The sequence below is a fragment of the Flagellimonas baculiformis genome, from assembly GCF_033441575.1.
In the GTDB taxonomy this organism is placed as follows: Bacteria; Bacteroidota; Bacteroidia; order Flavobacteriales; family Flavobacteriaceae; genus Flagellimonas; species Flagellimonas baculiformis.
On the sequence record NZ_JAUZVW010000023.1, the window covers coordinates 1 to 19,786 of the forward strand.

The following is a 19,786-nucleotide window of genomic DNA, read 5'->3' on the forward strand; positions in this document are numbered from 1 at the left end:
AAAACGAAATGTATAACCAAAAATCAGAGGCATCAGAGGCATGACTCTTAACTGGTTGTCCATTTTTTTGTTGCAAGTCCAAGTTCAAATCTGCTTAAGACATACAGGGAGTAATAGAGATTAACAAAATAAAGTAGCATCCTCTTTGAAAACTCTTTCATATATTTCTTTTGGTAACTTCTTCAGAATCAATAAAAAGACGGGCTTCTATCTTAGGAAGGTTGTAGCTTTTCTGATTCTTTATTTGATTACGGTGCATGAAGAAATATTTACTTCATCTTAAATGAAAGATTCTGCTATATTTGTCAGAAATCAAAACAATACATTTATTATGATTACATGTAATAAACAAACTATGCTATGATGGCATTAAGACTATTTATTATTTTGACATTGTTACCAGTTTTGTATGGCTATTCTCAAGATTTAAAGGTTAAGTACGCTGAGAATTTATCCAAAGATGAACAATACTGTGTTATATTGATGGGTGGCCAATCAAATATGGTTGGGAGAGGAAAACAAATTGATTTGGATGAAATGATGTTTTCCAATATTTCTTTTTTCGATTTTGGTCTAAGTCCCGGCTTGATAAACCCAAAAGATAATTTTGGACCAGAAATTGGAATTTCTATGCAATTGAGCAAAAACAATCCGAACAAAAAATTTATTTTGATCAAATATGCAATTGGCGGAGCTTCATTATTGGACTGGGCACCCAACTACAGTAAAGATAAGGCTGAAATAACGGGGAATCCTCAATTCGGTAGCATGTACAATAGGTTGATAAAACTCACAGATAGTCTCACTGAGGGGCTCAATGCAAAAGTCAAAGCTCTAATTTGGATGCAGGGAGAACGTGATGCTCGAATTCCTGAGGCTGGTAAAGATTATTATGGCAACTTTGAAAAATTAATCAATTCGGTTAGAATAGATTATGAAAACCAAGAGATGCCTATAATTTTTGGGAAGATTAATCCACCCAAAGCTTGGTTCCCAGCATTAGACAATGTCGTTGATGCACAAATTCGCATTAGTGAAGAAATACCAAATACTTACTTCATTGATACGGATAGTCTCGAAAAACTGAACGATGACATTCATTATTCTTCAAACGGACAAATTAATTTAGGCATTAAATTTGGAGAAAAAATATCAGAGTTATTGAAAAATTAGAATATGCAAACAAGTCATAAATTTTGTTGTCACTCAATTGATATTCATTGTACTTTTCTGTTATTCTGTTCAAACTTTGAAAGTGTTTCTTTCTTTGAACCTAATCAACTTAGGGTATTTTTAGTTCAACGGCAATTTTAAACGTTTTCCCAATATGAGAACAAGAATCCCAGAATATTTTTCTCCAAGGTTTTTTCGAAGTATACCAAATGCTTTGGTAATCTGTGCTTCCACAGTTTTTACCGATATATTGAGATGGTTCGATATTTCTAAATTTGTCAGACCTTCTCTTCGGCTCAAATTAAAAACCTCTTGACATTTCGGGGGTAATTTCTCAATTTCTCTGATTACTAATACGATTAATTTTTCCAGCCTACTATAGTCCTCCGTTCTGGCAGCCTTTTCAAGGTTTTCGTAATATTTCTGTTCCAACAACAAGTTGGACTGCCGTTTTTTGTATTGGTTTATAAATTCATTGTGGATAGATCGGAATAGATAATTCTGCAGAGAGGTCGTAACATTCAATTTCCGTCTTTTCTCCCATGTACGCAAGAATACATTTTGTAATATATCCTCGGCCATTGCATGGTCGTTGGCCAACGTAAGTGAATATCCGAATAGCCTTCTACTATATCTATCTACTAAACAGATGTAGGCATCCTCGGTTCCTGCCTTCAAGCCTTCGATTAGCAGTCTCTCATCTGAATACTTCATAAAAAATCAAAGAATTTATTTCCTTTAATAAAGGATGTGAAATATTACAAATATGAAAAAAATATTGATATTAAGTTAGGGTTTTATCAAATGGATTTGTCTTCATTACATAAATGTGAATTGTTGTGGTAAGTTCCAAGATTGAAAATCATATTGTTAAATACCTCCTCAACGAGTCAACATCAGGAGAATTGGATCAACTGTCTCAATGGATTATGGAGCCTAAAAATCAAAAAAAATTTCAAAAATATATACAATCCCATTATAAAATTACTATTTCCTTGAACAAACCTGATGTCGAAAAAATAAAGAAGAACCTTTTAAGTGAGATTAAAAAGGATAAAACAAGATTAATGAAACAAACGGCCAGGAAACTTATGGCATATGCATCCGTGGGCATACTGTTATTAGGTCTTGGATATAATATTCTAAAAGATCATCTAGATAGGAGTGGACATCAGGAACCCCTAAATATAGGACAATCAGTGATCATTGAAACTAGTAACGGGGATGTTCAACCATTATCGGAGGAAGGAAGTAAAATAATCCGTAGTAAAGATGGTAAGGTACTTGGTAAGCAAAATGGTGCACAGCTGGTCTATTTACATACGCATAATTTAAAATCATTATCCTACAATACTATCCGTGTTCCCTACGGCAAGCGGTTTAATGTGGTTCTTTCAGACGGTACCCGTGTTTATTTGAATTCAGGCACTTCTTTAAAATATCCTGTCGAATTTTTAAAGGGGCAAGATAGACAGGTGTTCCTATCTGGGGAGGCCTACTTTGATGTCGCCGAAGATTCCGCCCGCCCCTTTAAAGTTCATGCCGATGAAATTGAGCTGGTTGTATTGGGTACTATGTTCAATATATCTTATTATCCAGAGAATCCCGAAATCCAAACAGTTCTTGTAGAAGGGTCAGTTGAAATCAAGAACCGTAAAATGATAGACTATCAGTCAATTAAGCTCAAACCAGGGAAAATGGGTAAATGGAACAAGAAAACCCAAAAAATGTCTATCGAAAGTGTAGATACCTATATTCATACGGCATGGATGCAGGATAAATTGATCTTCAGGTTTGCCACTTTCAAGAGTATTAGACATGCTTTGGAGAGAAAGTATAACGTAACCATTAAAAATCTGAACGGTGATTTAGACCAACAGCGTTTTGATGCCTCTTTTGATATAGAATCTATTGATGAAGTGTTGCAATCATTCAGTAGGAGCTATGATATGGATTACAAAATTGTAAACAACGAAATAATTATTGAATAATCCAAAAAAAAGACGTTATGCAAAACAATAAATAGCCTCTTCAAATAAAAAACCGAAAAATGTGCCAGCATTTTCCGGTTCGGTAAAAAGATTTATAAAAATTAAATAACTAACTCGAAATTATGAAAAAATTCATAGAACCAAACAATTTGCGTAAGCATATTTCGCTATCAAAGTTGAAAATGAAACTAACCATACTTTTCTTAATTCTTACCCTATTCCAAATCAATGCGAATTCTTATTCACAGAACAAAAAGATTTCCTTGAATATGCAAAATGTCACTATTGCCGATGTGATTCAGGAAATAGAGGCTATATCTGATTTTAAGTTCTTATTGAACCGACGAGATGTGGACCTTGATCGCAAGGTTTCAATTGAGGCAATAAAAGAACCCTTGCCATCGGTTTTAACAAAATTGTTTGAAGGTGAAGGGTTGGGTTTTAAAGTGTTTAAGAAACAAATAATCCTACATGGGGTAGCAAATAAGTTGGAATCAACACCCAAAATGCCATTACCTATGAAGACAAGTATTCTTCTGTTCCAGGAATTGGTTTCTGGATCGGTCAAAGATGGTAATGGACAACCATTGCCGGGTGCTAGCATTGTAGAAAAGGGTACCGCGAATGGAACGCAATCTGACTTTGATGGTAATTTTTCGTTGGAGGTCACCAATGAAAATGCCACCTTGGTGATTTCTTATATAGGGTTTGCAAAAAAAGAAATCGAGGTAAATGGAAGAACCAGTTTCGATATCATATTAGAGGAGAGTGCCGCAGGCCTTGATGAAGTGGTTGTTGTCGGCTATGGTACCCAACGTAAGAGTGATTTTACCGGTGCCTTGAGTTCTTTGAAGAGTGATGACCTTAATCCCGGTACCAATGTGTCCGTTGATCAGTTGCTGGTGGGCAGAGCAGCAGGAGTACAGATAAGCCAGACAAGTGCGGAACCTGGAGGAGGAATTTCCATTAGGGTGCGAGGTGCAAGTTCTATATCAGCTGGCAATGAGCCATTGTACGTCATCGATGGTTTTCCAATCGACAATTCACAAGGGCTTTCTGGATCTGACCCCAATACGGGTATGGGCACCAACGTAAACCCTAGGAACCCCTTAAATACCTTGAACCCCCAAGATGTAGAATCTATTGAAATTCTAAAAGACGCATCAGCAACAGCAATCTATGGGTCTAGGGGCGCCAATGGAGTTGTCTTGATTACAACCAAAAAGGGGTCAGCACAAAGACTGACCGTAAATTATGATGAATCGGTAGGGTTTCAGCAAGTTCACAATAGAATAAATCTTCTCTCTGCATCAGAATATATTGATGTTATCAACGGTATTGCTGTAGACAATGGCAATGAGCCTGTGTTCACCCAAGTAGACATCCAACAAATAGGTGCCGGTACTGATTGGCAGGACCAAATTTTCAGAACAGCCATTATACAAAATAGAAATTTATCAATTTCAGGAGGAAGTGAAAATTCCAAGTTTTTTGTCTCTTTAAACCAATACAATCAAGATGGGGTGGTCAAAAATACCGGTATTAAAAAATATATCGGCCGAGTAAATTACGAGAGCACACTTGGCAACAAGGTCAGAATGGGCCTCAATCTTAATACAAGCCATATCAAGGACAAAAATAGTGTTGATGGCGTTGGATTCAATTACAGTTCGGGGCCCATTTTTTCAGCACTTTCATATGACCCCACTGAACAGGTATTTGATGAGAATGGCAATTTCAGCGAATCTTCCCAATTGACCGTGAACAACCCTTTGAGCTTAGTTGAGGGTGTGTTGAGCGAAAACCTCACAAACCGCACACTCGGGAATATATACTTTCAGTATGAAATCAGTAATTTATTGAATGCCAAACTAAGTTTTGGGTCAGATAGGTCGAACTCCCGAAGAGATGTTTATAACTCTACTTTGACCGTGAACGGAAGGGCACAGGGCGGGGTTGCCAATGTCTCGACATTAGAACGCAACAGCAACCTCGTTGAATTTACCATGAATTATAATAAGAAGTTTGGTTCTGAAAGTAATTTGAGCGTTTTGGCCGGTGCTACCTATCAAGATTTCAGTGTGAGGGAATTTTCGGGAACCATTGGAGGTTTTCCTGATGATATAATAGAAACCAACAATCTATCATTGGGGGACACTGGAAATGACAACCTAAGAAGCCTGAAAGAAGAAAATGTGCTAACCTCGTACCTAGCAAGATTTAACTATAATCTTATGGATCGCTATCTCTTTACGGCAACGGTTCGAACTGACGGTTCTTCTCGTTTTGGAGAGAATAACAAATTCGGTTATTTTCCTTCGGCAGCTTTTGGTTGGAAACTTTCAAATGAAGTCTTTGTACCTGATTTTTTTGAGGAACTGAAACTTAGGGCGAGTTGGGGTCAGACGGGCAATCAAGAAATAGGCAACTACAGTTCCTTACTTACTTTCAGCAGTAGTACAAACGCCGTTTTTGATAATCAACCTATTACCACCACAAGACCTTCAAGGATTTCAAATCCCGATTTGAAGTGGGAGACTACAGAACAGCTCAATATTGGTTTGGATATGTCTATACTAAAAGGAAGGCTACGTACCTCGGTAGACTTTTTTGTCAAAAACACAAGAGATTTACTCTTTGACTTGCCTTTACCTTCGGCATCCGGCTTTAATTCTATCTTATCGAATGTCGGAAAAATACAGAACAAAGGTTTCGAGGCATTGATCAACAGCATAAATGTATCTTCACCCGACTTTATGTGGACTACCGCAGTAAATTTTTCTATGATCAAAAATGAAGTATCCGATTTGGGCAGAATAGATGAGATTCCCACGGGAAACATAGCTGATATTGGAAACAATGCCATAATCAGGAGAGGTGAGCCGTTGGCATCCTATTTCGGCTATGAGGTAACGGGCATTTTTCAAGAAGGCGATGACATTGCCAATTCGCCGCAACCTACAGCACAACCTGGATTTCCAATCTTTAGAGATGCTGATCAAGATGGCACAATCGACCCCGATGACCAAATCATTTTAGGGGATCCATTTCCTGATTTTACATATGGGATAAACAACAGTTTCAGTTATAAGGGCTTGACCCTGGATATTTTCATACAAGGTCAAGAGGGGGTTGAGCTCTTAAATGTCAATGCCATTCAAAGCCTCTATCCTGGTACGTTTAGGTTGAACAGATATGCACATCAATACTTGGATAGATGGACTCCCCAAAACACAAACACTATATGGCCTTCGGGTACCAATCCTTCATCATACGGTGGAGGAAGGGTCAATTCACTGGTTGTCGAAGACGCGTCCTATATAAGGTTAAAAAGCATAAACATCAGCTATCAAGTACCTGTTGACAACATAAAGTTCTTGTCTTCTTTAAAGCTCTATTTGACAGGACAAAACTTGTTGACCATAACAGATTATTCAGGTTTCGATCCAGAGGCCAATTCCTTTGGAAGAAATAACACCAAGGTTGACTATAGCAGCTACCCCTTGGCAAGCAGCTGGATTTTGGGTGTAAACATTGGATTATAAAATTAAATTTACTAATATGAAATCACTATATAAATACTATGGAATTGCGGTGCTGGCCCTATCGGCATCGTGCACTGATATCTTGGAGGAAGAAACATTCTCCGAACTGGAACCCGAAACATTTTTGGCCACTGAGAAAGGAATTAGGTCGTTGCTTGGTTCCGCATACAGTTCAATACAAGTGCAACCCGGCATACCCCAGCAAGGTATTTATGCATTATCGGGACTTTCTTCGGGAGAAGTGTCAAGCTTAAACGGGAGCATTGAAATATTTTATAGGCAGCTTTCCGATTTCACATGGGACAGCAATAATAGACATATTTTAGGGCAGTGGGACCTATATTATGCAGCTATCAGAGATGCAAACGTGGTGTTGAGCAATATTGACAATGGCCCATTTAGTGAAGATTTCAAAACTCTGATTACCGCCGAGGCTCGCTTTATTAGAGGGTATAGCTATTCTAAGCTATATAACCTTTTTGGCCCAGTGCCCTTGTATAAGGATTTATTTAACGAAGACCTTTTACTACCCAGAAGTACAGAGGCCGAAATAGAATCGTTCATCGAACAAGAATTGATTTTTGCGTCAACAAACCTTCCAATTAGAGCAATTGAAGAAGGTAGGGCGACCAAAGGAGCTGCGCTTGGCACCTTATGCAAACATTATTTGAATACCAAAGAATGGCAGAAAAGTGCGGAAAAGGCAAACGAAATCATCTCTTTGGGGGTTTATGAACTTTTGCCCGATTACGAAGAAGTTTTCAGTTTGGACAATGAAATCAATGATGAAATGGTATGGGCACTGCCTCACGTAGCTCCTGATGCTGGCAACCAAATAAATGCGCTCACTTACCCAAGTGATTTTCCTAGACCGGGAGACCTTAGGCTGTATCCGGTCATCATATTTTTTGAAGATGAATTTGTATTATCGTTCGAGGATAATGATGCTAGGAAAAACTTGATTGTTACTGAATACACCAATACGGCCGGGGATGAGATTCAGCTTTTTGGCAACGACCGTTCTTTTCCTGCTAAATATCCCATGGATCCCAATGGATCGGGAGATGGGCAAGGAAACGACATCCCTGATATTCGTTACTCAGATATTTTGTTATCGAGAGCTGAGGCTTTGAACGAACTCAACGGACCTGTTCAAGAATCAATCGATTTGATAAATCAGGTTCGCAGCAGAGCCGGAGCAAGTGAAATCTCACTTGCTGATTTTTCAAAACAAAGTTTGAAGAGTTTCATATTGGATGAAAGAAAAAGAGAATTTTTCTGGGAAGGCAAAGGAAGGGAAGACCAGCTTAGACAAGATGTATTCATATCTAAAGCTGTTGAAAGAGGTAAGCTTGCCCAAACGTTTCATGTATTGTTCCCAATTCCTCAGATCAATTTAGATGCAAATCCAAAATTGGTGCAAAACGAGGGTTATTGATTTTTGTAGAACATTTTTATTTCGAGCACAGTGGAAAAGGAAAATTCGTTGCATTTAGAGAAGAATTAACAATCTTTAAGGACGGAATGATTGAAATGGTTTCCAAAAAATAGATGCTGAGCTACAAGCTTAAATTGTGTGATTCGCACACATAGCTTCAATAAATCCCCCCACGGATTTAGAACAAAGGAAGGGTTTGAAATGGGTCTGGATAAGCCCGCGTAAACTGACCCACCTTCGCCGGATGAAACCGACCAGGGCAAATGGACTGCCCAGATTTGATCTATCCGTGGGTTAAACTTAGTTTTTATTTTTCAATTTTCTTCTCATTGATTCTCCTTTTATATCTATTCTGTAGGCTGTATGCACCAAACGATCGAGGATGGCATCGGCTAGTGTTCTCTCCCCGATGATGTCGTGCCATTTTGATACGGGCAATTGTGGACTATAATTCTGTGTTTTTATCTCAGAATAACCGTACATGGTACCATTCACATTTTTTAGTAAAATAGGCTCTACCCATCATAAAATAAAGGGTTTGATAGAACTTGTAATCAGAAAACCTTTATAGGAAAAATACTTTCAAAACAATCCTTTCTACTTATTTTATCATATAACTTCTTAATGAGAAGTGATTTAAACTTTTTTTGGATCGAAAGATAGGGCTACGGACATTTGTGTCGCCAAACATAAATACCATAGCCCATGTACAAAAGATACCATAGAAATGGAGATAGTTCCGCACATACCTTTACCGAAAAGGGGTTTTGCCCCAACGGCTCCCTTGTACGAGATTGTCAATGCGATACTCTACAAGTTGAAGACGGGCGTGCAATGGGAGTACCTGCCCACGAGCTCGCTGTTCTCCCAAAAGGTCCTGAGTTGGCAATCGGTCTACCACCATTATCGCAAATGGTGCCGTTCAGGGACATTTCTGGATTGTTGGATCGGTATTTTAAAACGGTACAGGGACATGTTCGACCTCTCCAGTGTCGATCTTGACGGCAGCCACACTGCCATCAGGGGAGGCTAGGCCGTGGAATACCAAGGCCGCAAAAAGGGCAGGACCACCAATGCCCTCTTCCTTACCGATAGGCAGGGACTGCCCTTGGCCATCTCGGAACCGGTATCCGGTAACCACAATGACCTTTTTGACATCGAGGTACTGCGTAGGCTCCATAACCAAAATGGGCGTCATGCCCTCCTTCTTCGGGACCACCCCCAGGCCAGTGTTTCACCATCGCATTCACGCTTTGGTAGCCCCAACCGCCATCACCGGAAGATTGAAATCCATCCACATAGGCCCTGGCCATATCGGTGGCCAATTTAGGGTCCTCACCCATGGTACCATCAAAACGGGACCAACGGGGTTCCGTGGCCAAATCAATTTGGGAGGAGAGTGCCGTGGCAATGCACAAGGCACGATATTCCTTGGAAGCAATCTCCCCAAATTGCTTCATCAATCCAGGATCAAAACTGGCCGCAATGCCCAAGCTACTGGGCCACATGGAAATCTGTCCGCCCGATCCTGCATTGAATTCCGCATAGGAATCGCTGCCATGCCTTGGATACGAACTCGTGTTCACCGGAATGCCCATGCCGATACCTTCCACAAAGGCTTGCGCATTGTTGTTCCATTGCGCAGCAACTCCGGGAGATTCCACGCTGGTAATCAATACATGCCGTAAGTTGTCATACTTTAAAAAAACTTGTTGGGCATCGGAAAGGTCACTTGCCTTTGCCCCACTTTCCGCAAAAGGCTTTACATTGTAGGTCGCCGGACCAAAAAAACGGTTCCCACCTCCTGGAATGGATTGGTGGGCACTGTACAACATCAATCCGGCAATTCGCTCAATGCTCATCTTGGAAGCCAAGTCCTGGGCTCGTTCCTCAACGGGCAATCGCCAATCCTCATAGGAATCCAGTCCCATTTTGATTTAGATCCTTGAAGGCCAATTGATCTACTTCAAGGATGAGAACCCCGGATTTAGAGCAATACCCTAAACTTTTCCCAACTTGTTGGTGTACAAGATTGAATTCTCCTTTATTCTCTTCGGTAAATTTTGGACCACTGCAGCCCGTCAAGAGTATAACTGAAACAGCAATGCTAAAATAGAATGGGCGCTTTTAGGATTTCATATTGGTGTATTTTGTGTTCAAAGACTGTTTTTTGGCTTTCCGTTTTTAGGATTTTTGGGAGGAATCATATAGATGCTATTTGTTTCTGGGCATTTTTACCGGCATTACTGTCCTAAACCCTAAATGCTCCATTCCCGAATCAGGACTGGTGGCCATACGGGCACTTATCCGGTAGCTGGCACAATAGGAGGCACTGCATAGGAAAGACCCGCCCTTGATCACTTTTTCCTTGGCATATGGGTTCGAGGGATTATAGGCCTCAAAAGCCCCTTTAGGGTTTTGGGTAACCTCGTTTTTGTCCGCAAGTTCCTTATAATAATTCGTGTTGTACCAGTCGCTAGTCCATTCCCAGACATTTCCGGCCATATCGTAAAGGCCAAAGTCGTTCTTGGGATAGCTCATCACGGGGGCCCTACGCTCAAATCCATCCTCTTTGGTATTGTTCAACGGAAATTCCCCTTCCCACGAATTGGCATGGGAACTCAACTGCGAGACATCGCTTCCCCAAAAGAACAGCTCGTCCTTTTTGCCTGCCCGTGCGGCATATTCCCACTCGGCCTCGGTGGGTAATCTCCTTCCCGCCCACTTACAATAGGCCAGGGCATCCTCAAGGGCAATGTGCACCACAGGCTCATTTTCCTTGTCCTTAATAGTGCTTTCCGGCCCGTTGGGATGTTTCCAATTGGCACCTATCTTCCATTCCCACCATTGCGAATAATCATATAGGTTAGTCACACTGGATTTGGTTTTTTTGAACACAAGGGACCCTGGCTGCAAAATGGAGTCATGGGGTTTGGGAGTGCCCTCTGGCAATTGTTTCTTCATTTCCTCCCAATCAATTTCCCGTTCTGCGACAGTTACGTAACCGGTCTCATCCACAAATTTGACGAACTGTTCATTGGTGACCTCATGGATGTCCATAAAAAAACCGTCAACGTGCACCTGGTGCGCCGGCTTTTCATGCATCATGGCCATTTTGTCCTTAGCGACGGCACCCTCCATAAATTCTCCACCTGGTATCCAAACCATACCTTCTGGTGCTTCGGTCGGTGAATCTGTTAATTTTGGAGGCCCCTCTATTTCTGTTATGCCAATGGATTCATTTGCTCCATCTGTTTTGGTCCTGCACCCTATCAGGAAGACAAACAGGATAATAAAAAGTGCCGATTTATGCTTTAATACCATTGTTCTTGGTTCTATGAAGATGTTTTGACCTGGACTATATGGTTAATTTCGTGTTTATAAATATTCTTGGTACAACCTTTTTCTTTTTTCGGGGGAAAGTTTCCAATATTCAACCAATGGGTTGGCTTTGACCTTTTCATAATATTCCTCAATGAATTGCCGGTTTTGGGCATCGTTGTCCCCGTATTTCACCCTTAATTGTTCAAGTTCCTTGTGAAGCTCTTTTTGGATGCTTGCATAGGATAGATCTCCATATACATTGTTCAGTTCATTAGGATCCTTTTGGAAGTCGTATAATTCCCATTTATCCAAATCATAGTAGAAATGGATCAACATGTATCTATCGGTGGTAATTCCGTAATGCCTTCTTACATCGTGCTCGGAAGGATGTTCGTAGTAGTGGTAGTAATGGGCTTTTCTCCAATCCTTAGGTGTGTTTCCCTCTAAAATGGGCAGCATGCTTTTCCCTTGCATGTCCGCTGAAATTTCGGTTTGTGCGATATCCAAAAAGGTTTCGGCAAAATCCAGATTGGAAACCAGGTCCTTATTGGTCGTTCCTGGGCTGACCTTACCGGGCAACTTTACCAGTAATGGAGTTTGCAAAGATTCCTTATACATCCATCTTTTATCAAACCAGCCGTGTTCCCCCAAATAGAATCCTTGGTCGGAGGTATAAATAACAATAGTGTTCTCATCGAGCCCAGCTTCCTTTAAATAATCCAATACTTGGCCAACCCCTTTGTCCACGCCGGCAATACAGGCCAAATAATCCCGCATGTAACGTTGATACTTAAAACGGGTCAGATTGTCTCCCTTAAGATTAGCTTTCTTGACCTTTTCGTTGATAGGCCCATAGATAGAATCCCATTTTTTCTGTTGTTCCTCTGTAAAACCAGCTTGGGGTTGGTCCGTTATTTTAATATCCTGTGCCATTTTCATGGCTTCGGAAATGGACATATAGTTCATGGCGGCTACCTCCCTGTTTCCTGAGTAATCATCGAACAAAGTCTTTGGTTCTGGAATCTCTACATTTTCATACATGCCCAACTCATTTGGTCCCGGCTGCCATGGTCTGTGTGAGGATTTGTGTCCCAAAAACAGCATAAAGGGCTGGTCATCGGATTTGATGGCGTCAATCCATTTGATGGCTTTCTCCGTAATGATTTCCGTAGTGTATCCTTCCAATTGATATTGTCCCTCATTATTGATGAAAAGGGGATTGTAATAGGATCCCTGACCTGGTAGAATGTCGATATAATCGAATCCTTTGGTCGGTTTATCGCCCAGATGTAGTTTACCGAGCACCCCGGTTTTGTATCCCGCCTGTTGGAGCAATTCACCAAAGGTTTGTTGGTCAAAGTCGAATTTGGTACCGAACCTATTGTCGATAAATCCATTTTTATGACTGTACTTGCCCGTGAGTATGGTAGCCCTTGATGGCCCACAAATAGAATTGGCAACCAGACAATTCTCAAAGAGCATGCCTTCCTTGGCAATCCGATCAATATTGGGAGTTGGTGCTACTTGGGCCAATCTACCGCCATAGGCACTGATGGCCTGATAGGCATGGTCATCACTGATAATGAAGACAATATTGGGCCTTTTTTGGTTTTCATCTTTTTGTTGGGCCTGTATTTTGGTAATGCTGAACGACCACAACATTACGAATACCAGTATGATTTGAAAAGGATTCTTCATGTTATTTTATTTAAACTTATAGATGATTTCTGTTGGCTTATATCCTATACGATGCGCATTGACTTGAATGGTCTGCCCTTTTTTGAGTGATATGTTACCACCGGTGTAAACATTCCACGGCTTGGGCACGGTCACTGTTTTTTTGTTGTTATGTGGCATTAGGTAGAAAAAGTCCCAAGTTTTTATGTCCCGTACCAAGGTGGAATCCGCTACATTGTCCTTGAATATTCGATAACCTATGGAGGCACCATCGGTGGCACATGAAAGTGTTACACCTTCCTTGCTTTTTTTTATGACTGGTTTTTCGGTCATAGGGGCATCATCCTTACCTTTCCACCACATGTTCCTGACCATTTCTTTTTCTGGAATTTTACCGGTGTCCCCAACAACTTCCAGCCAGTTAAAAAGTACTTCTTTCAACTCGTTTTTCTTGTCTTGGTATGCGGGGTCGTCTGCTAGATTGTGTACTTCGTCCGGATCTTTGGTGGTATAATAGAATTCTTCTTGCGGTTTTGGCGTATTGAACCAGTCCGAAAGGTATGGATTGGTAATCTTGCCTGCATCCCTCATATCAATGATTTCCTGCATGCTGACCATTTGTCTTCTGTAGGCCAAATCCTGGTATTTGGGCAATTCGGGATGAAAATTATAAACGTACCTAAAGGTCCCATCGGTCACAGAGCGAACTCTATCATATTTATCCGCCATTCTATCCCTGCCGGCAAATACATATTGGTTCTTTTCACTTCCCGATTTTGGGCCCAAAAATGGCTTGCCCTGCAAGTAGTCTGGAATATCAGCCCTGGCAATGGATAACATACTGGGGGCGAAATCAACGGAACTGATCAAGTCATTGTTCACGGTACCGGCCATTTCAGATCCTGGATGTTTCACAACAAATGGGATATGGGTGCCTCTCTCCAAGATTTCACGTTTCATCCAGGGCAAATTGCCTCCATGATCACTATAAAAGATCACATAACTATCATCATAGACCCCATCTTTTTTTAGTTGTTGGATCAATTCTCCCACATCACTGTCCATTTGCTCAATCCGAGTATACAAGGCAGCCTTGTCGTGCCTCATTTGTTCCGTATTCTGGTAATAAAGGGGCAGCACCATTTTAGATGGATCGTAGTAGAGGGAATCTGGAGGAGAAATGATTTGGGACTCATGCGAAATGGCAAAGTTAAAGACACTGAAGAAAGGTTGCCCAGCCTTCCTGTTTTGGTAGGAGGCACCAATACTGCTTTCGTCCCAAACGGTCACGGGCTCCTCAAATTGATAATCTTCTTTTGCGTTGTTCGATGTGTAATACCCAACTTTTCTCAGATACTCGGGAAAAGCCTTGACTTTTGGTGGTAACACGGCCGAATAGCTGGGGACCCCTTCGGGCATCAATTTTGAGTTGTTATGAGTAGTTCTCATATGGGAAGTCCCGATGGAGATCTGGTTCATTCCCGTAATGATAGAGGACCTACTTGGGGCACAGACCCCAGCAGTCGTATATACCCGCGTATACCTAACGCCATCCCTTGCCAGTGCGTCAATATTGGGAGTCCGCACAGTGGCATCCCCATAAACCCCGATATAGGGGGAAATATCTTCACAAACGATCCAAACAATATTAGATTTGGTCTGGGAAAATGTGTGCGCGGTGAAAATAAATATAAGAAGAATCGTAAATCGTTTGGTAATCGTTCTTAAAAATAATGTTACAGTATGCGAAAAAGAATCAAAAATCATGTTGTACAAGATTGGCTTCACTAATTAGAGCGATCCATTTTCCTTTTATAGACAAGATTTTGATTTTTTTTTCTAGTGTGCTACTTCAGCTAAAATGGCAATAAACTCTCATTCTTTTAAGTGAAACATTAAAATCTCATAGGGTGTCTTTCCCTTAAATGCACCTTGTGTTCTATAAAGTTATAAAAGTCTTCCCATTGTTTTATTTTCTTGTTCAAATCAACATCATCAGAATAATCTAGTAGTTGATAAAACTCTTTCTTGTCCGTGAGGTGTGATCGTTCCACCTTTCCGTGAGCTGTGGTCTTCCTGGCTCTATGTAACGGTGCTCCATGCCAAGGTCCTTCACGTGCCAATTGAACCTAGATTGGAACTCATGTCAATTGTCTGTCTGGACTGCATGGATTCGGAAAGGGAACTTATTGGCAACATAATCCATAAAGTCAATGGAACTTGACTGGTTGTGACTTTCATATACTTTCAATGCCCTGATACGCGTGTAATCATCAATGGCCGTGTACTGATATCGTTTTATCTTTTTTCCTTCGTTGGTGTGGAAAATCAAGAATTTAACATCCACTTGGACATGGTGTCCCGGAGTTTCCTTGGCGTAACGTTTAGGTCCCATCGCTTTTCTGGTAACTGCTCGTTTGAGCGGTTTGATACCGTTTCTTTTAAGGGTCCTATAAACACTTGATTCAGAAATATTGATGTCATGGTATCTTTCCAAGTACCATTTGATACGCCATGCGCCAAGTTTGTATTTCCTTCTAAGGTCCAATATCAGATCAACCGTTTTTTGATTGATTCTATTGGGGTAGGTATCCGCTTCCCTTTTTTTCCTTAAAAGACCCTCTGTCCCATACTAATCATACTTTCTTTTCCAGCTAAAGAAAGTGCTCCTGCTCACATTGAACATCTCACAGGTTTCCTTGACCTTTCCATAATCTATTGCAAAGTCCAATACCCTCAGTTTGAACTTCCATCTCAAAAGTGTCTCTTTAAATATTATCAAAATAGTACACTTTTAGTTGACGTAGTCACATACATGAACAAGTAACAGGGAGCCTTCAGGAGGTCCTACATTCTACATAAATAATATACAACCTAAAGTCTCACTTAAAGGGGAGGGATTTTCCCTGGATAAATATAATAAAATCGAGCACTTATGTATATTAGTTAATACTTAATCTGACAATCTCAATATATTAGTTTAACCCTTGAATTAGTGGAAACGCCAGACATAGTATATCATCTTCGTCGGGTCAAAGTGAGTGTAGCTGGCCAGTGAAAGTGAGCCACTTTTGATTTGTGCTGTTTGTAAAGTCCCAAAGGTCTTTTTTTGCCAAAGAGGACCATGGCGAACAAGCAGGTAGACGTGCAAAAATAAATAGATATTCAAATTCTACACCTGGGGTGTGAGCAAGCGGCGGATAAGCCAGAAGTTAGGCATCTTCCGAACACGGTGGACAAGCACATCGATTTCTCTAAGCTTTACCGCTTGACGACATATGAGGTGGAGAATATTTATACTCCTTGATGGGCTAAAATCAAGCTCTTCTGATATGAAATGACTTATTTAAAATGATTTCAATATCTTTCTTTAAAAAGTTCGAATTCTGTCCTGCCGAGGTCACTGGGTAGCGATACCAAACAAACGGAAAACCTTGCAAAATCCACTGATTGCAAGGTTTTCGGCGTTTTTGGGGTATCATTTAATTTGGTTTGTTTTGGTTTGATTCGTCAACAAATCGGTCAACAAAATTCCAATCGTCAACAGTGTTGACGATTAACCTTGCAAACCATTGACATACAGTTGATTTGGCTTTTTCTTTAACATTTTTTTAACGCCAAAATCATAGGTATGAAAACATCACAAACGTTCACGATCCTCTTTTGGATCAACAAGTCAAGAAGTGCCAATGACCTTGCTGAGCTCTACGCAAGGGTTACCGTCAATGGGAAAAGAACCAATATTGGCCTAAAGAGGAAGGTCGATATTCTCCTTTGGGACAGCATAAACAAAAAAGCAAAGGGAAACACAAGGGAGGCCAAAGAAATCAACAACTATATAAACCTTGTCCAATCCAGATTGTTCAACATCTATCAAGACCTTAAATATAAAGGGGAGCTAATAACCCCGCAATTGGTCAAAACACTGTACAATGGAGAGAACATCAATTCAAAATCATTACTGGAGCTTTTGGAGTACCATAATCGGAAAATCGAGAAGACACTTGCCCCAGGCACTATCCGAAACTTTGGAATCACGGAGAATTACGTCAACAGGTTTCTAAAACAGAAATTGAAAACAACGGATGTCAATTTGAACCAACTCAATTACAAGTTCATTTCGGACCTGGAAATGTTCCTGGTCAACTACTATCCAAAGGGCCACCCTAGGGCAATGAGCCACAACACGGTAATGAAACACCTGCAAAGACTTCGTAAAATAGTCAATTTGGCCTATCAACTGGAATGGATTGAGAAAGATCCCTTCATCCGCTGGAAACCCACGTTTGAACAGAAACAGCGGGATTTTCTTGGCCAGAACGAATTGAACAATCTGGAAACCTACCATTTCCCAATTGACCGGTTGGATCGCGTAAGAGACCTTTTTGTTTTCAGTTGCTACACTGGCATAAGCTACTCTGATATTATGGGCCTGACAAAAAACAATCTCATCATTGGAATGGACGGTAAAAGATGGATAGCCACGAAAAGGCTAAAGACCAAAACTACAGTGAGGGTTCCCCTTTTGGAACCTGCCCAAAAAATATTGGACAAATATGAAAGTCATCCTGTCACAATGCACTCCGGAACTCTTTTGCCAAAAATCACCAATGAAAAAACAAACTTATACTTGAAGGAAATCGCAGATGCGGTTGGCATCAAAAAGAACCTGACCTTTCATATGGCTAGGCACACCTTTGCAACAACCGTGACCCTATCCAATGGCGTACCCATTGAAACGGTTTCCAAATTACTGGGGCATACAAAGTTGGCCACCACCCAAATCTATGCGCGGGTTCTTGACAAAAAGGTAAGTGAGGATATGAAGGACTTACAGCTAAAACTTAATCATCAAATGAATACGATGTCCAAAAAAAATGAGACGTAGAATTGATCAACCTTTTTTATAATCGGTTTACATTAAAAAAATTCAAAGCGTTAATTTGGAGTGTCTCCTGGTTCTTTATTCCAAGAGGATTTTAAAACTCTATTCTGGAATACAATAAATACAATTAACAATAAAATACCTATTGTTTTAAGTTCGAATCGTGGCAGGATTCACACTCCCCAGTAAAACCCCTTATTTTATAGGGTTTGAATAACAATATTCTTTAAAAATTACCTTTTTTGGGGAGTATTACTCCCCATGTATTTAAACAATAATATCTAAGGAATCAACTCTAAAAAACTAATTTTTGAATAATTCTTTCTGAGGTTCAATCTTATTTCCCATTAATTCAAATAGATGTAATAAACCTCTATGAATTCTTTCGGTCATTTCATTATTTCCATTCTTCATGTGAATAGAAATTTCAGATGTGAATTCTTCTTTTTGGGGAATATAAATACTTCCTGAATCAGAAATTATAAAAATATCCAATGTATTGTTGGTTCTATTCTTACCTGAGAGTATTACTGAAGAAACTACTTTAGGTAAAAAAGAGTAATATGAATAATCAATTTCTTGAAGTAACGGGTTCCAGGTCTTTTTCGTGAAGATTAACATCTCACCGTAGTTTGAATCAACCTTAGTTGAAATTTGGTATGTACCCATAACCTGATTATCTCCATAGTGTTCAAGACTTAGATTTAACCAGTCTATGGTTTCATCCTTTGTTTGACCGAACCCCAAATAGGAGATTAGAAAAAAAACTATGATTAATTTTTTCATAATTACCTTGTTATAGACTGTGTTCTAAAAATATTGAAAAGATAACCCAGAAACAAATTCACTCAAATCTTGTAGTTCCCTATTGAATCAATTTTTTAACCATCAAAGTTTCCACTTTTTACCGAAAACCTTTACGTTTTCCCCTTTTCCCAAATATTTATAGCAAGAAAGAGGTAAATACTGTAATACAGTACCATGAGAGTGGTTGAAAGTGTACTACCGATTTCTAAGTTTAACGAACATCAATACCGGTAATGGGTAAATGGTATTCCATTATCAATAATTCAAATAACAATTATGAAATCAATGGGAGTAATGTTCAGAAAGATTGATAAAACTGCTAACAACAGAATCACCAATCCAAACAGGGAACTATTGAAAAAACAAGTAAAAACCCTTCATAGAAAACTAAAGAAGAAGGATGATATAACCACTTACTACGTCATTGAGAGTGACACCAACAAAGGAGGTAAGTACCACACCCACCTCCTTATCAAGTACAACAATCAGGAGAACCTCTACAACGGGTTATCTCGGTTCATAGGTGGAACAACATGGGAAGAAAAAGATTGGGGATTGGACACCCTTAAAACTTGCAAGGGAACGTTTGGTGAGGTGGATGTACACCCCATCCATGATGAAGTTGAGTTCATGAGGTACATGGACAAAAAAGAAATGATTGAAAAACCCTTGATTTAAAGAAATATTGGAACAAGGGTATTTATACAAAAAGAGGAACTAATTATGATAGATGGAATAAAACTGACAACAGAGGGTATTACTGGAAACGCCGGACATAGTATACCACCCTCGCCGGGTTAAAGTGACCATAGCTGGCCGGACGAAAGTGACCCACCCTCGCCGGGCCAAAGTGGACCACTTTTAGATTCGATCTATCTGTAAAAAGTCTAAGTGCTTTTTTTGTTAAAAAGCACCATGGCGAACAAGCAGATAGACATGCGAAAAA

At 40.1% G+C, this 19,786-nt stretch carries 13 protein-coding genes and 2 pseudogenes; 7 read left to right on the forward strand and 8 right to left on the reverse strand.

Annotated elements, in window-relative coordinates; translation table 11 throughout:
- Positions 1 to 360 precede the first annotated feature (360 nt).
- Complete coding sequence (locus SD450_RS18915; RefSeq protein WP_036379427.1) at positions 361 to 1,173, forward strand: sialate O-acetylesterase; 813 nt, start codon at positions 361 to 363, stop codon at positions 1,171 to 1,173.
- A gap of 120 nt (positions 1,174 to 1,293) precedes the next feature.
- On the opposite strand, the gene SD450_RS18920 is transcribed toward SD450_RS18915, so the two are convergent.
- Positions 1,294 to 1,887 (reverse strand): RNA polymerase sigma factor, encoded by a 594-nt coding sequence (locus tag SD450_RS18920; protein WP_036379429.1) that lies wholly within the window; start codon positions 1,885 to 1,887, stop codon positions 1,294 to 1,296.
- A gap of 125 nt (positions 1,888 to 2,012) precedes the next feature.
- Here SD450_RS18920 and SD450_RS18925 point away from each other — a divergent pair, with 125 nt between their 5' ends.
- From SD450_RS18925 to SD450_RS18935, 3 genes are all read left to right on the forward strand, one after another.
- Complete coding sequence (locus tag SD450_RS18925) at positions 2,013 to 3,164, forward strand: FecR family protein (protein WP_036379431.1); 1,152 nt, start codon at positions 2,013 to 2,015, stop codon at positions 3,162 to 3,164.
- Between the two features lie 122 nt (positions 3,165 to 3,286).
- Positions 3,287 to 6,709, forward strand: a complete 3,423-nt coding sequence (locus SD450_RS18930) for a SusC/RagA family TonB-linked outer membrane protein (protein ID WP_051947145.1) — start codon at positions 3,287 to 3,289, stop codon at positions 6,707 to 6,709.
- A gap of 16 nt (positions 6,710 to 6,725) precedes the next feature.
- Entirely contained in the window at positions 6,726 to 8,147 is a 1,422-nt protein-coding gene (locus tag SD450_RS18935) for a RagB/SusD family nutrient uptake outer membrane protein (RefSeq protein WP_036386028.1), read from the forward strand.
- 300 nt (positions 8,148 to 8,447) lie between these two features.
- Here the strand turns inward: SD450_RS18935 and SD450_RS18940 are convergent.
- Positions 8,448 to 8,588: pseudogene (locus SD450_RS18940) on the reverse strand (ATP-binding protein); the annotation flags it as partial.
- Positions 8,589 to 8,874: 286 nt separating this feature from the next.
- On the opposite strand from SD450_RS18940, the gene SD450_RS18945 reads away from it, so the two are divergent.
- Positions 8,875 to 9,180, forward strand: a complete 306-nt coding sequence (locus SD450_RS18945; protein ID WP_394297317.1) for a transposase — start codon at positions 8,875 to 8,877, stop codon at positions 9,178 to 9,180.
- A gap of 52 nt (positions 9,181 to 9,232) precedes the next feature.
- Here SD450_RS18945 and SD450_RS18950 read toward each other — a convergent pair whose 3' ends face one another.
- From SD450_RS18950 to SD450_RS18970, 5 genes and pseudogenes are all read right to left on the reverse strand, one after another.
- On the reverse strand, positions 9,233 to 10,078 hold the full coding sequence (locus SD450_RS18950; RefSeq protein ID WP_394297318.1) for a glycoside hydrolase family 3 N-terminal domain-containing protein: 846 nt from the start codon (positions 10,076 to 10,078) through the stop codon (positions 9,233 to 9,235).
- Between the two features lie 283 nt (positions 10,079 to 10,361).
- Positions 10,362 to 11,471, reverse strand: coding sequence for a formylglycine-generating enzyme family protein (locus tag SD450_RS18955; protein ID WP_036379437.1), 1,110 nt, complete (start codon positions 11,469 to 11,471; stop codon positions 10,362 to 10,364).
- A gap of 54 nt (positions 11,472 to 11,525) precedes the next feature.
- The gene (locus tag SD450_RS18960) at positions 11,526 to 13,169 is read right to left on the reverse strand and encodes a sulfatase family protein (protein ID WP_036379439.1); all 1,644 of its coding nucleotides are present in this window, start codon (positions 13,167 to 13,169) and stop codon (positions 11,526 to 11,528) included.
- A 6-nt stretch (positions 13,170 to 13,175) separates the two neighbouring features.
- Positions 13,176 to 14,915, reverse strand: a complete 1,740-nt coding sequence (locus SD450_RS18965) for a sulfatase family protein (RefSeq protein ID WP_051947148.1) — start codon at positions 14,913 to 14,915, stop codon at positions 13,176 to 13,178.
- Between the two features lie 108 nt (positions 14,916 to 15,023).
- Positions 15,024 to 15,906 (reverse strand): annotated as a pseudogene (locus SD450_RS18970) (IS481 family transposase).
- An 873-nt stretch (positions 15,907 to 16,779) separates the two neighbouring features.
- On the opposite strand from SD450_RS18970, the gene SD450_RS18975 reads away from it, so the two are divergent.
- Positions 16,780 to 18,036, forward strand: coding sequence for a site-specific integrase (locus tag SD450_RS18975; protein ID WP_318345929.1), 1,257 nt, complete (start codon positions 16,780 to 16,782; stop codon positions 18,034 to 18,036).
- A 300-nt stretch (positions 18,037 to 18,336) separates the two neighbouring features.
- Here the strand turns inward: SD450_RS18975 and SD450_RS18980 are convergent, their stop codons facing one another.
- Complete coding sequence (locus SD450_RS18980; RefSeq protein WP_318345930.1) at positions 18,337 to 18,819, reverse strand: hypothetical protein; 483 nt, start codon at positions 18,817 to 18,819, stop codon at positions 18,337 to 18,339.
- A gap of 297 nt (positions 18,820 to 19,116) precedes the next feature.
- Between SD450_RS18980 and SD450_RS18985 the strand changes: the two genes are divergently transcribed.
- A complete protein-coding gene (locus SD450_RS18985; RefSeq protein WP_318345931.1) occupies positions 19,117 to 19,518 on the forward strand; it encodes a hypothetical protein in 402 nt (133 codons plus the stop codon).
- Positions 19,519 to 19,786: the final 268 nt, after the last annotated feature.